General features: G+C 38.3%; 12 protein-coding genes. 6 read left to right on the top strand and 6 right to left on the bottom strand.

Going from position 1 to position 14,250, the window contains the following annotated elements; genetic code table 11:
• The first annotated feature begins 21 nt into the window (after positions 1 to 21).
• Complete coding sequence (metH, locus tag ALPR1_RS13320; RefSeq protein ID WP_040302833.1) at positions 22 to 2,700, top strand: methionine synthase; 2,679 nt, start codon at positions 22 to 24, stop codon at positions 2,698 to 2,700.
• Complete coding sequence (gene metF / locus ALPR1_RS13315; protein WP_008201420.1) at positions 2,697 to 3,650, top strand: methylenetetrahydrofolate reductase [NAD(P)H]; 954 nt, start codon at positions 2,697 to 2,699, stop codon at positions 3,648 to 3,650. Before metH ends, metF begins: the two co-directional genes overlap by 4 nt.
• A 72-nt stretch (positions 3,651 to 3,722) precedes the next feature.
• On the opposite strand, the gene ALPR1_RS13310 is transcribed toward metF, so the two are convergent.
• On the bottom strand, positions 3,723 to 4,247 hold the full coding sequence (locus ALPR1_RS13310) for a hypothetical protein (RefSeq protein WP_153231813.1): 525 nt from the start codon (positions 4,245 to 4,247) through the stop codon (positions 3,723 to 3,725).
• A gap of 321 nt (positions 4,248 to 4,568) precedes the next feature.
• Here ALPR1_RS13310 and ALPR1_RS13305 point away from each other — a divergent pair, with 321 nt between their 5' ends.
• The gene (locus tag ALPR1_RS13305; RefSeq protein WP_008201415.1) at positions 4,569 to 5,423 is read left to right on the top strand and encodes a hydroxymethylglutaryl-CoA lyase; all 855 of its coding nucleotides are present in this window, start codon (positions 4,569 to 4,571) and stop codon (positions 5,421 to 5,423) included.
• A gap of 1 nt (position 5,424) precedes the next feature.
• A complete protein-coding gene (locus ALPR1_RS13300) occupies positions 5,425 to 5,976 on the top strand; it encodes a PepSY domain-containing protein (protein ID WP_008201413.1) in 552 nt (183 codons plus the stop codon).
• Here the strand turns inward: ALPR1_RS13300 and dprA are convergent.
• The 3 genes from dprA to ALPR1_RS13285 all read right to left on the bottom strand — a co-directional run bounded on the left by dprA (position 5,973) and on the right by ALPR1_RS13285 (position 8,220).
• Complete coding sequence (gene dprA, locus ALPR1_RS13295) at positions 5,973 to 7,094, bottom strand: DNA-processing protein DprA (RefSeq protein WP_008201411.1); 1,122 nt, start codon at positions 7,092 to 7,094, stop codon at positions 5,973 to 5,975. The two genes, ALPR1_RS13300 and dprA, sit on opposite strands and share 4 nt — an antisense overlap.
• Entirely contained in the window at positions 7,075 to 7,428 is a 354-nt protein-coding gene (locus tag ALPR1_RS13290; RefSeq protein ID WP_008201409.1) for a MerR family transcriptional regulator, read from the bottom strand. Before ALPR1_RS13290 ends, dprA begins: the two co-directional genes overlap by 20 nt.
• Before the next feature lie 87 nt (positions 7,429 to 7,515).
• Entirely contained in the window at positions 7,516 to 8,220 is a 705-nt protein-coding gene (locus ALPR1_RS13285) for a 16S rRNA (uracil(1498)-N(3))-methyltransferase (RefSeq protein ID WP_008201406.1), read from the bottom strand.
• Between the two features lie 197 nt (positions 8,221 to 8,417).
• Between ALPR1_RS13285 and ALPR1_RS13280 the strand changes: the two genes are divergently transcribed.
• Both ALPR1_RS13280 and ALPR1_RS13275 read left to right on the top strand, forming a co-directional pair.
• Complete coding sequence (locus tag ALPR1_RS13280) at positions 8,418 to 8,756, top strand: PadR family transcriptional regulator (protein ID WP_008201403.1); 339 nt, start codon at positions 8,418 to 8,420, stop codon at positions 8,754 to 8,756.
• Positions 8,749 to 11,355 (top strand): FtsX-like permease family protein, encoded by a 2,607-nt coding sequence (locus ALPR1_RS13275; RefSeq protein ID WP_008201401.1) that lies wholly within the window; start codon positions 8,749 to 8,751, stop codon positions 11,353 to 11,355. The genes ALPR1_RS13280 and ALPR1_RS13275 overlap by 8 nt, the downstream gene beginning before the upstream one ends.
• Positions 11,356 to 11,507: 152 nt before the next feature.
• Here the strand turns inward: ALPR1_RS13275 and ALPR1_RS13270 are convergent, their stop codons facing one another.
• Both ALPR1_RS13270 and ALPR1_RS13265 read right to left on the bottom strand, forming a co-directional pair.
• Positions 11,508 to 13,250, bottom strand: coding sequence for a DEAD/DEAH box helicase (locus ALPR1_RS13270; RefSeq protein WP_008201399.1), 1,743 nt, complete (start codon positions 13,248 to 13,250; stop codon positions 11,508 to 11,510).
• 204 nt (positions 13,251 to 13,454) lie between these two features.
• Complete coding sequence (locus ALPR1_RS13265; protein WP_008201397.1) at positions 13,455 to 14,249, bottom strand: queuosine precursor transporter; 795 nt, start codon at positions 14,247 to 14,249, stop codon at positions 13,455 to 13,457.
• Position 14,250: the final 1 nt, after the last annotated feature.

The following is a 14,250-nucleotide window of genomic DNA, read 5'->3' as shown; positions in this document are numbered from 1 at the left end:
GTGATAGATAACAAACATTACATGAAACTATCTGGGCTGGAGCCTTTGGTAGTAACACCGGAAATCAATTTTGTAAATATTGGTGAGCGAACCAATATTACCGGGTCGAAAAAATTCGCAAGGTTAATCCTCAATGGGCAATACGACGACGCCTTGGATGTGGCATTGGATCAAGTCCGTGGTGGAGCACAAGTATTGGATGTCTGCATGGACGAAGGTATGCTGGATGGAGAAGCAGCCATGGTCAAATTTTTGAATTTGCTGGCTTCAGAACCTGAAATAAGCAGAATTCCAATCATGATCGATAGCTCGAAATGGGCGATCATCCTTGCAGGACTTAAATGTATCCAAGGCAAGGGGATTGTAAATTCTATTTCCTTAAAAAATGGGAAAGAGGAGTTTGTCAATCAGGCAAAGACCATTAAAAAGTTTGGTGCTGCTGTAGTAGTAATGGCTTTTGATGAAGATGGTCAGGCGGATACCTATGATAGAAGAATAGAGATTTGTGAGCGTAGTTATAGGGTGTTGGTCGATGAGGTGAAGTTTAATCCTCAGGATATCATTTTTGACCCAAATATTTTCCCTGTTGCCACAGGTATGGATGAGCATAAGAAAAATGCTTTGGACTTCTTTTTGGCAACACAATGGATCAAAGAAAATCTGCCTGGAGCGAAAGTTAGTGGTGGTGTGAGTAATGTGAGTTTCTCGTTTAGAGGAAATAATCCTGTAAGAGAAGCGATGCATGCTGCTTTCCTATACCATGCTATACACCATGGAATGGATATGGGGATAGTAAATCCCACTATGCTAGAGGTTTACGACGATATACCTAAGGACCTTTTGGAGAAAGTGGAGGACGTTCTTTTCGATAGAAGAGAAGATGCTACAGAGCGACTTTTGGACTTTGCAGAGACTGTCAAAGCTTCAGGGAAGAAAGAAGCCGTCAATGAAGCATGGAGATCTGATCCTGTTTCAAAAAGAATAGAACATGCCTTAGTCAAGGGGATTCTAGATTACATTGTGGAGGATACCGAGGAAGCCAGGCTTGAGTTGAGTAATCCTTTAAAAGTGATCGAAGGTCCTTTGATGGATGGAATGAACGTAGTAGGAGATCTTTTCGGAGAAGGGAAAATGTTTTTGCCTCAGGTAGTTAAGTCAGCTCGGGTAATGAAAAAAGCAGTGGCCTATCTTGAGCCATTTATGCCTTTGCCTGAAGAGGGTCAAGAGAAAAGTTCTCTAAAGAAAATTCTGATGGCGACTGTTAAAGGCGATGTCCATGATATTGGGAAAAATATTGTGGGAGTGGTTTTGGCATGTAATAGCTATCAAATTATCGATTTGGGCGTGATGGTGGATGCTCAAAAAATTATCGATGAAGCGATTAAAAATAAAGTAGATATTATTGGCTTGAGTGGTTTGATTACTCCATCATTGGATGAAATGGTCAATGTTGCTTCAGAAATGGAGAGACAAGGCTTGAAGATTCCTTTGTTGATAGGTGGGGCGACTACCTCAAGAATTCACACTGCAGTGAAAATTGACCCAGTTTATAGCGGGACAGTTGTGCATGTGATGGATGCGAGTAAGTCAGTTCCTGTGGCAGGAGAAGCAATTTCTGAAGAAACGAAGGAGGCTTATAGACTTCAGATCAAAGAGACTTATGCGAAGTTGAGAGAGGATCACGAAGCTAAACAATCGGCCAAGCAATTGGTGACTTATCAGGAGGCGAAAGCCAATCCTGTTGCGATCGATTGGGACGTGGTAGACCCAGTTGTACCTAATACTACAGGAACGACTGTACTAAAAGATCTAGACTTACATATTCTTCGAAAATATATTGATTGGACACCATTCTTTAGCACTTGGATGCTAAGTGGTAAATACCCTAAGATCTTTGATGATCCAATTGTAGGAGTTGAAGCTAAAAAGCTATTTGATGATGCGAATAAAATGCTTGATCAACTGATTGAGGAAAAATGGCTTTTAGCGAATGCAGTATTTGGTATCTACCCTGTTCAAAGGACCGAAGATGACGCAATAGTGCTTGATGAAAATGCGAATGAAATCGGCAAATTTCACTTTTTGCGCCAGCAGGGTAAAAAGGGCAAAGGGGTACCAAATCGATCTTTGGTAGATTACCTTCATCCTAACAAAAAGGATTATTTGGGTTGCTTTGCTGTGACTTCAGGAATTGGAATGGAGTCAAAGCTGGCAGAATTCCAAAAAGAAGGTGACGACTATAACGATATTTTGTTTAAGGCACTGGCAGATAGATTGGCAGAAGCTGCGGCAGAATATGTTCATGAATTGGTAAGGAAAGAGTATTGGGGCTATAGTTCAGAAGAATCTCTTGCTAATGATTCATTGATTAGAGAGGAATATGTAGGAATCAGGCCAGCGCCAGGGTATCCGGCTTGTCCTGAGCATTCTGAAAAAGAAACCATTTCCCGTTTGCTTGATATGGAGAAAAACTCAGGAATCACCTTAACCACAAGTTATGCGATGTACCCGACATCCTCTGTTTCAGGATTCTTTTTTGCCAATCCGGAAAGTAAATATTTTGGTTTAGGGAAAATAGCTGAAGATCAGGTGGCAAGCTATGCCGAAAGAAAAGGAATTTCTCTGGCTGACGCAGAGCGCTTACTTTCACCTAACTTAGCTTACCAACCACATAAAAAATTAGCATCTCAACCTATATGAAAATAACCCAGCACCTGGAAAATGCGGATAAAACGCTTTTTTCATTTGAAATTTTACCTCCTCTCAAAGGACAAAGCTTAAAAGAGTTACTAGAAGGAATCTCTCCATTGATGGAGTTTCAACCTCCTTTTGTAGATGTTACCTATCACAGGGAGGAGTATATTTATAAGAAGCATCCCAATGGATTATTGGAGAAGATAAGGACAAAAAAACGTCCTGGTACAGTAGGGATTTGTGCCGCTATGATGAACAGGTTTCAGGTAGATGCTGTTCCTCATTTACTTTGTGGTGGCTTCAACAAGGAGGAAACAGAGAATGCATTGATTGACCTCAATTTCATTGGGGTGGAAAATGTTCTTGCGCTTCGTGGGGATGCTCCTAAAACGGAAGGGAAATTTATTCCTGAACCCGATGGACATCATTTTGCTAGCGAATTAGTAGAGCAAATAGTGGACATGAATCATGGCAAGTACCTTCATGAGGAAACAGAAACCGGTTTTCAAACGGATTTTTGTGTGGGGGTAGCAGGATATCCTGAGAAGCATTTTGAGGCTCCTTCGATGAAATTTGATTTAAGGAAATTGAAGGAAAAAGTAGATAAGGGTGCGGAATATGTGGTAACTCAGATGTTTTTTGACAACCAAAAGTATTTTGAGTTTGTCGATGAAGTTCGAGCTGCAGGAATCACTGTTCCAATTATTCCCGGTATCAAACCTATTACTACGATGGGCCAAATTACCATGTTACCTCGAACCTTCTTTTTGGACTTACCAGATCCATTAATGGATGAGTTGGAAAAGTGTAAAACAAATGCAGAAGTTAGGGAAGTGGGGATTGAATGGGCGATCGATCAATGTCGCGAATTAATAAAAGCAAAGGTTCCTTCATTACATTTCTATACGATGAGTAAAGCAGGCACTACATATAAAATTGCAAAAGAGGTTTTTTAAAAACATTTAGTCTTAAAAATCAAAACCCCACCAAATTTTGGCGGGGTTCTTTTTTAGAGGTGAATTTGGTGATTAATCCTTCTCTAAAGATTTTCGGATCTCATCATATTTCTCCTGAGATTCCTTACTTAGTTTTTCAAAGTTTTTCTCTAGCCAAGTCAAACTTTCTTGGGTAGCATCTTCCACGTCTTCTATGGTGTTTTTTGTACCAGTTTCAATGTTTTCACTGGTTTTATTCCACCACGTTTCCACGTTTTTCATGTGCATATCCGCTTTTTCTTCGAATACTTGTTGTTCATTTTTACCATTTTCTACGATCTTCTCATAACGATCCTCTATGGTTTCTATTTCTTGATCATCTACATTCAGGTCTTCATAAACCTTCTCTGCATGGGAATCTAAGCTATCATATCGTTCTTCAATTACGGTCCAGTTGTGCACTGGGATAATTTGAACAGCGGTCTCTACACTATCTACATAGCTTTGAAGAGATGAAGTAACTTCCTTTTTATCCTGTTCGCTATACTGCTTGGTTTCACATGCAAATGCTGAAACCAAAATAGCTCCCCCAATAAGTAAAGTTGATTTAGTTTTCATTTTCATTTGTGGTTGGTTTTGATATCAACTTTGCAATCCTTTTACCAAAAATTAAGTTGACTTCAATGGTAAGTTTTAATTAATTGGTTTATAGGTATTTATGTGATTCTTATTCATTGGTTTTTGTGATACATAAAAAATAATAGAGTAATATTTTCCACGAAAATCATGGAAAAATATCCCCAGTTTATCCAAGAGTTCTCCAAAAACTGATTTTGTGAATTGCTGATTATCAGAGAGTATCACTTGACTCGTCCTTTAAAATATGGGATTCAAATAATTTTGTATTAAAGGGAAGCTGATCTTTAGTAATTTCAAAGTATGATTAAATTGATAGAATGTCCAAGGGATGCCATGCAAGGGATTCCTCATTTTATAGACACTGCTGTCAAAGCTGCTTATATCAATCAATTATTGGAAATAGGTTTTGATACGATTGATTTTGGGAGTTTTGTAAGTCCGAAAGCGGTTCCTCAACTACGCGATACTGAAGAGGTGCTAGGACTTTTGGATTTGCATCATGCTAAATCAAAACTTTTGGCAATTGTTGCCAATTTAAGAGGTGCTGAAGATGCTTCACATTTCGATGAGATTGATTATTTAGGTTTTCCTTTGTCTGTTTCTGAAACATTTCAGCAAAAGAATACCAATCGCTCTATATCGGAAGCTTTAAAGACAGTAGAGGAAATACAAAACCTATGTGAAGTAAAAGGGAAAACCTTAGTCACTTATTTAAGTATGGGCTTTGGTAATCCTTACGATGAAGCCTATTCACCAGAGTTGATTGCTGAATTTGTTGAAAAGCTCAATCAATTAGATCTCAAAATAATATCCATTGCTGATACCGTAGGAAAAGCTAATCCTGAATTGATAGAAAAGGTATTTGAAGTCCAGACCCAGGCTTTTCCTGAAATTGAATTTGGGGCTCATCTACATAGCACGGCTGCTGGAACTAAGGAAAAAGTGATTTCCGCGCTCAAAGGTGGTTGCAAAAGATTTGATGGTGCTTTAAATGGCTACGGTGGATGTCCTTTTGCCGAAAATGAATTGGTTGGTAATGTGGCAACAGAAATTTTGATCGACACGCTGGAGGGAGAAGGGCATGAGCTGATTATAAATAAGGCAGAGTTGAAAGAAGCCTTGAAACTGACAGGTTTTGTTTTTTCAGAGTTTTAATATGAAGAAGTCCATTGCATCAAAAGTAAAAGCGGTCAGGTTTTATCGGGTTTTTCATAAGTGGCTCGGTTTACCCTTGATTATCTTCTTTTTTATAATCGGGATTACCTCTGTTTTATTAGCCTGGAAAAAGAAAGTAGAACTCCTTCCACCTACCACAAAAACTAAATCCGAATTAAAAGAAAACTGGATTTCTCCTACCGAAATGATCCAGATAGCACAAAGTGTTATGGACAGTTTAGGTGAGTCTCGTGAAGTAGATAGGATAGATATAAGGCCTGATAAAGGGATTGCAAAAGTCACTTTCAAAACGCATTTCACTGAAGTTCAGGTGGATGGTTATACCTCAGAAGTTCTATCGGTAGACACTAGGCATTCCGATTGGATAGAAAAAGTTCATGATGGAAGCATCATTGATTATTATTGGACAGGCGAGGAGGGAGCAAAATTGACTTACTCTACCTTAACTTCTCTAGGTTTGATCTTGATGAGTATCAGTGGGTTTTATCTCTGGTATTTTCCTAGAAAAATCAGAAAGTTGAAACAGTCTTAGACGAGAATAAGGTATTTTTTACCAGGCAAAGATTTTACGATTCCTTCAAATTCCAAAGCAAGTAACTTAGAAGAGAGTTGGCCTATGGGGATTTCTGTCTGAAAACTGATTTCATCAATTCCAGCTTCGCCATTCTCCTGAAGAATCTTTAAGATTTTTACTTCTTCTGCATCTCTGCTTGAAAAATCTAATTTGGGCTTCGAAGCCTTTACTTCTCCCGGTTTTGTCCAAAATAGTGCTTCAGCGATATCATTGGGTCCAGTATAAATATTAGCTTTCATCTTTTTGATTAGATGATTACAACCTTCACTAAAAGGAGATTGTAAATTTCCGGGGACTGCAAATACATCCTTATCATATGAATAAGCGATTTCTGCGGTGATTAAGGCGCCTCCTTTTTCGGCTGCCTCTACCACAATCAATGCATCAGAAAGACCTGCAATTATTCGGTTTCTCGCCGGGAAGTTTCCAGGAGCCATTTTGCCACCAGGAGGATATTCACTTATCAAACCACCTTTATTGAGCAGCATAGATTCTGCAGTTTTTCTATGGACTGATGGATAAATTTGCCCAATTGGTGATCCCATGATGGCCACGGTAGGAAGGTTTTCCTGCAATGCAGCACGGTGTGCTTCTATATCAATGCCATAGGCTAGGCCTGAAATGATGGTGGGTTGATACACCGATAGATCTTCAATTATTTTCCTTGTTGCCGCTTTACCATAGGCAGTCGCGCTTCTTGTGCCTACTATACCTACCGTTCGCTCGGCATTAAAATCTGCCTTTCCTTGACAAAAAAATAATGACGGGCTGTCCTCTTGGGCTTTAAATCGCTTAGGGAAATCTGGATGGAGACTTGTAAGAATGCGGTATCCTTTACTTTCGCAAAGCTCTAACAAGTCATCTGCTTTTTGAAGTAGTGATTTCTCTTGGTTTCGGATAGAAAGTAGTTTTTCTCCTACTTTAGGTGTTTTGGCAGCCCTTCCTTTCGGGATTTCAAAAAATCGCTTTGCAGAACCTGAATAGGCAATGATAGCCTTGAGAATTCCTGGCCCTATTTTAGGAGCTGACCAAAGGGCTATGAAGTAACGAAGTTCCTCATGTGTCGGATTTTTCATTGAATTCATCCCTGATACTGATTAAAAAATCTTTGATTTGCTGCAACTTTTGAACAGCTGCAATTTTATCAAATCCTTGTTCCTCGCCAGACTTAATCACTTCTTGGGCGCCCTGCAAGGTGTACCCTCTTTCTTTTACGAGATGATAGATGTATCTGATTTTTTCAATATCATCCTTGACAAAACGGCGATTACCTTTTTTATCTTTTTTTGGATGTATTATATCAAATTCACCTTCCCAATATCGAATCAGAGATGGAGCTACTTTAAACATCTGAGCAACTTCACCTATTGAATAATATTTTTTGACTATTTCTCGCTCTTTGTATGGCACTTTAAAAATGGATTTAACACTAAATTAATCATTTTGGTAAAATAAGTTCAAGCTTCTCTTTAAGCTTTAGTAAAAAAAACGGAAAAATTAGCGGTTTAGTACTTGTAGCATTTGTACGGCAGCTAATCCTGCGGTTTCTGTTCTTAAGCGGCTTTTACCAAGGGAAACTGGCTTGAAGTTAAATTCAAAGGCTTTTTCAATCTCCTGAGGAGAGAAATCTCCTTCTGGGCCAATCAAAATCAAGTAATTTGCTTGAGGCTTAGCGACATCCATCAAATGATGATCGTGATTTTCATCTACATAAGCGATGAATTTCTGGAAATCTTCGAAATCAGAATTATTAAAAAACTCTTTTAAATCAGTAGTCTGGTTAATTTTTGGGGTGTGAAATTTTAAACTTTGCTTACATGCAGAGATCATTTTTTTATGTAGTCTCTCAGTTTTAAGAAAACTCCTTTCGGAATTCATGGACGAAAGCAAAGTCAATTCATGAAACCCGATTTCAGTAATCTTTTCAATCATCCATTCCATTCGATCGGGGCTTTTGGTGGGAGCGATTGCAAGATGGATGTAGTAATCATCTGCAGGAACTTTTTCACTTGAAATGATCTGAAGAATGGATTTTTTTGGATTGGAATCTACCAGCTTGCATTCATAAATACTGCCTTTGCCATCTGTGACATGAATGATATCTCCTTCGCGCTTCCGAAGAACCCGAGTCAAATGTTTGGATTCAATCGGATCTAAGGTGATTTTTGGGGGAGTGATATTTTCCTGAAAGAATAATTGCATTAGAGATCAAAATTAAAATTTATTCTTTTAGAAAGAAGGTATTCTCTCAAGTTAATCGGATATGGAAACTATTTGAAAGGTTCTGTCAGATTAAGTAAATCACAAAAAAATCTATCCAAGAAAAATCTTTTCAAATATAATTTACAAATGTGAATTAAATCAATTAGATTCATATTTGTAAATATAATATTCGTGATATGAAAGGATATCATTTAGGGGAGTTGGAAGAGCTTGTCTTATTGATTGTAGGAATTTTGGATCAGGAGGCATATGGAGTTTCGGTAGCTGAAGAAATCAAAAGTCAGACTGGAAGAAATGTAAATATCTCTGCGATTCATACGGTATTAAACCGTCTGGAGGAAAAGGGGTTTGCTAAATCCCAAATGGGAGGGGCTACTGAAGAAAGAGGAGGGAGAAGGAAGCGTTTGTTTAGCCTTACGGCAAGTGGCGTTGCTGCTATAAATGAAGTTAAAATGGTCAGAAACCGTCTTTATGATCAATTGCCACCATTAGCTTTAGATTTTTCAAATGGATAAGAAACACAAATATTATCCACCCAAACTTGCAGATCGGTTTCTGGAGTTTTATTGCATCCAAGAGCGTTTGGAACAGATCCAAGGTGATGCCTATGAGATGTTTTATCTGGATTTAGAGGAGAAAGGATTGGCCTATGCTCGCTTCAGGTTTATTTTCCATGTTTTTAGCTTTTTCAAATGGAGCAATATCGGGTTCAGCAAGTTCCTGCATTTAAATACTAATAATGGTGTTATGATAAGAAGTTATTTCAAAATCGGTTGGAGAAATATATTGAAGCAAAAAGGAACGACCTTTATTTCAGTTTTTGGATTAGCCTGCGCGGTGGGTTGCTGTATTGTGGCTTATTTATTCATCGCAAACATCTGGTTTAAGGGTTTGAATCAACCCAATAAAGATGAAATCTATCAATTGGTCTATACCACAGAAGAAGAGGAGGGAATGGTAACTTATGGAACTGTGGCCGAACCCATCTTCGACTTGATTCCGGATCACCTGAACAATTTAAAAAATCAGACAAAGGTATTAATTGATTTCCCATTATTGATTCAGGATAATGAAAGCTTTTATCAGCGGTCCATTTATGTAGATCCTTCTTTTATGGAAATGTTTAAGTACCGAATGGAGTACGGATATTCCAGTGCCTTGAAGGAGCCTGAACAGGTGATTTTGACTCATCAACTATCGGAGAAGCTTTTTGGGGATATGAACCCCATAGATCAGGTGCTGTCCTTAGTGGTTGATGGAGAAGAAAAACTCTATCATGTTGGAGGGGTTTTGGAGGATTTAAAAGACATGGATATGTTTAATTTTGACATTCTTGTCAATTTTGAAACGCATCCGCATTTCCTCACAGATATTCCGATCAAAGACGCATGGAGTAAAGAGTTGTGGACGTTTATCCAGGTGGAAAAAGGCACAGATATTTCCAGGATTGATTCGGATTTGGATGAATTAACCAAAATCCAAAATCAAGTGGATCCCGATAACCCTTATGTCAATATGGGGTTGATAGCCTATCCAGATATTATTAATAATGTAGGTAAAATCGAAAGAGGTGTTAGGGATTTTCTGGGATTAGGACCACAGATTCTATTGGGTACCATTGGACTTTTTATTCTCTTGTTGGCGGTATTCAATTATATCAACTTATCGGTGTTGATGGCATCCAAACGATTAAAAGAGATCGGCGTACGAAAAGTAATTGGAAGTAAAAGAAGTCAATTGGTTTTTCAATTTCTTAGTGAAAACCTCTTGATATGCATTTTTGCCATTTTATTGGGCTGTGTATTTGCTGGATTTATTTTTCTTCCAGGCTTCAATAGCATCGCGTCCAAAAATCTCCAAATTGATTTATTTCGAGATAAATACATCTGGATGTTTTTAGGGTCTATTCTGATAGTAATCACTTTGATTACAGGTTTGTACCCAGCTTTGTATTTGTCCTCATTTAAGCCGATAGGTATTCTTAAAGGCAATCAGAAGATTGGAAGTAAAAGTGTTTTTACCAGTGTGCTGCTATCTTTTCAGTTTACACTAGCAATTATCAGTATGGTTGCTGCTATTGCCTTTGTGCAAACCAATTATATCAATGCCAACAGGGATTGGGGGTATAGTTCAGCAGATAAGATTATCGTCAACGTTCCGGAATCCAAAGATTACGTTCCATTAAGAAATAAGCTTTCAGCTCTATCTTCAGTACTGGAAGTAAGCGGAAGTCAGGACTATGTTGGGAATTGGATTAGAGAAACGGAAGTGGCTTTTGGGGATGAGAAATTCACTGTCAATTTTTTGAATGCAGAATCCAATTATCCTGAATTACTGGATCTGAAATTAAAGCAAGGCCGAATGTTTAATCCAGATTTGATTACCGACACCCAAGAGTCATTATTGGTAAATCAGAAATTTCTGGACCAGCTTGGAATGGAATTCCCACTCGATCAAACAGTTACGATTGACAGTGCGAATTTTCATGTAATAGGTGTGGTAGAGGATTTTCATACTACATTTTTCAATAATGCTATTGAACCAATTACGATCCGTGCCTCCCCAGATTCAGTTTTTAATTATTTAACCTTGAAAATGAATCCGGGTACCGCGGAAAGTCAGATGGAGTCAGTCAAAAAAATATGGCACGAAACCGTACCATTAGGCTTATTTGAAGGGAAAATGCAGACAGATGTGTTCGAGCGAGCTATTGCTGATGTGAATGGTGTTACAAAGCTAATTTTGTTTTCAGCCACCCTTTCCGTTATCCTTGCATTATTGGGCCTTTTTGGATTGGTTTCCTTGAATATGACAGCACATATTAAAGACTATTGTGTCAGGAAGGTCTTTGGGGCAAACACAAATGACTTATCTAAGAAATTGTTGAAGAGGTACTTAATTATTTGGGGAATTGCTGCCGTGATAGGAAGTACTTTTTCATTAATTCTAATTTCCAGTTTTCTTGACAGCTTTTTCGCTTTCCATTCTGGTGTAGGCTTTATCCCTTTGGGTGTTGCCTTATTTATATTATTAGGAGTGATTGTCGGTACAGTAGCTTCGCAAATTTGGAAATTGATAAAAGCAAACCCAACAATTATTCTAAAATCTGAGTAAGCTTTAATCAACATTTCTTTTTGAAAAAATGAGGTAAAAGAGTTCAAGTTTAACGATTTGAACTCTTTTCAGTATAGGGGGGAGGAGTAACAAAAAAAGCACACTTCAAATCAGAAGTGTGCTTTAAAAACCTAATTAACCTTATAATCTAATTAACCTTTTGAAATCTCCATGTTAACGGATTTTCCTTTTATCGTATTTGATTTCATGACTTGGATCACGTGAGCAGCATCTTTTTGAGGAACATCCACAAAAGAGAAGTTGTCATAAATATCGATTCCTCCGATTGATCTTCCAGGTACACCTGCTTCACCAGCAATAGCACCTACTATATCGTTTGGACGGATCCTGTCTTTTCTACCCAAGTTGATGAATAATCTTTCCATGTTAGCTTCACGAACGCGCTCTCTTCTTCCTCCTTCACTTCTTCCACCTTCGCGTCTTCCGCCTTCACGTCTTCCACCTCGTTCTCCTCTTTCTCCTCGACCTCTCTCGCCTCTTTCTCCTCGTCCGAATCGCTCGTTTCTTCCACCTTCTCTTCTTCTATCATTACCATAAGAGCTTAAGCTAAAGTCTTGATCTCTCATTTCCTTCACTGCATCTCCCATTTGAAGCTTCATCAAACCTAAAGCGATTTGCTCGATAGAAAGTCCTTCCGTTAGAAGTTGCCCTACAGTTTCTTCAAAAATTTGGTTGTCCTCTTCTTTGCTGATTACTGTGTGAACGTCTTTCACAAACTGAGCTTTCTTCAATTCGATTAAGTCAGAAACAGAAGGAGGGTCCATTTTTGCGATACTCGCCTTTGTGAAACGCTCTAAATCTCTGATTTTACCGAAATCTCTTCTTCCTGTAACAAAGTTGATTGCTTTTCCTGACTTACCTGCACGTCCAGTTCTTCCGATTCTGTGTACATAAGACTCATCGTCTAAAGGAAGGTCAAAGTTGAATACAGCTTCTACGTTGTCAACGTCAATTCCTCTTGCTGCTACGTCTGTAGCAACCAAGACTGTACAAAGTCCTTTACGGAATTTGTTCATTACTTTATCACGCTGTGCTTGAGATAAATCACCGTGAAGAGCTTCTGCAAGGATTCCTCTTGAACCCAAAGCTTCTGTAGCTTCATCAGTCATTCTCTTTGTATTACAAAATACAACGCTCAATGCATAATTGTTGACATTCATTAAACGCGCCATCAATTCCAGCTTCAAAGAAGGTTTCACTTCGTAGAAAACCTGTTCGATTCTGTCTACAGTAAGCTCTTTCTTAGCAACTTTAATGATTTCAGGATTGTTTTGATACTTACGAGTCAAGTCCAATATTGGCTTTGCCATCGTAGCAGAAAAGAAGACTGTTTGTCTTTTCTCAGGCATTTCCTGCAAAATAGCTTCAATATCGTCTCTGAAACCCATATCTAGCATTTCATCCGCTTCATCAAGCACGATGATACCAGTGTTTTCCAGTTTCAATGTTCCTCTATTGATGTGATCTTGAACTCGACCAGGAGTACCTACAACAATCTGAACACCTTTTCTTAAAACTCTGATTTGTCTATCAATAGATTCACCACCATAGATGGCAACAGAGTTGATTTTTCTGTGATATTTTGCAAGCTTTTGAATTTCGCCCTCTACCTGAACTGCTAGTTCTCTGGTAGGACAAAGAATAACTGCCTGAACTTTATTGAAATCTGGATCTACCAAATCAATGATAGGGATTCCGAAAGCAGCAGTTTTACCTGTACCAGTTTGAGCTTGTCCGATGACATCTCTACCGTCTAGTACGAAAGGAATTGCTTGAGATTGAATTTGGGAAGGTTGGGTATAGCCCATCTCTTCCACAGACTTAAGAATTTCTGATGAAATTCCCAAGTCAGAGAACTTGAGTGTATTTTCCATGATGTTTCCTTACTTTTCTTGCCATGTACTCCTATTGAATATCCCAGACAAGCGACAGTAAGGATTTCACGGCTCAGAAAAATTATTATGCGTCTTATTGACGGTGCAAATGTAAGATAATATATTTTGAAAACCAATAGAAATTCAAAAGTTTCTATAAATCCACCTTTGAATCAAGTCTTGTAGGCAAAATATATTTGGTTTTTAAATGAAAGACTTGTCTTTGGTTGCTTCGTTGATCATTTCCTCCGAAAGCTCTTTCCCCAAGTACCTATCGATGATCCCATGTCCTAGGTAAAGAAGAGGAGTAAGGCCCACAGCAACTACGAATTTATAGATGTAATTCATGATGCCCACTGCGATTATTTGGCTTAAACTCCAATTTCCGAAAACATAAAAAGCGATTCCTAAAACTACAAATGAATCGATAAACTGAGAGACTAGAGTAGATCCTGTAGCTCTAAGCCAGATCATTTTTTCACCGGTGATGCTACGAAGTTTTTGGAAGACAAAAACGTCAACTAATTGCCCTAAAAGAAAGGCTGTCAAAGATCCAATGATAATTCCACCACCTTGCCTAAATATCGTGTTGAAAGCATAATCTATATTGAAATCATCACCAGAGGGACTGGAAGCATTGACGTCCAACCAAAAATCAGCAGGGACTAATCTGGTTACTACACTGATAACAAGAAAGATATAAGCGATCATTCCTGCTGTCAAAAGACTGATTTTCCTAACCCCTTTTTTTCCAAAATACTCATTGATAATATCTGTAGTGATAAAAACCACAGGCCAAAGAATGGCGCCGGCGGTAAGATTGAAGTCCAAAACAAACTCTCCGAAAAAATTCCAATTGACAGGCTCAAATCCCAATGATTTTTCTCCAGAGAATATTTTAACCCCTATGATCTCAGCAAGAATCGCATTGGTCAAAAAGATGGCTCCTAAAAAAATAAAGAGATTGGTTTTTCGTGAACTTTGAGATTTGTTTAGCATA

Source organism: Algoriphagus machipongonensis (assembly GCF_000166275.1).
Lineage (GTDB): Bacteria > Bacteroidota > Bacteroidia > Cytophagales > Cyclobacteriaceae > Algoriphagus > Algoriphagus machipongonensis.
Note: the sequence above shows the minus strand (reverse complement) of the source record. Positions and strands in the feature narration are given on the sequence as shown.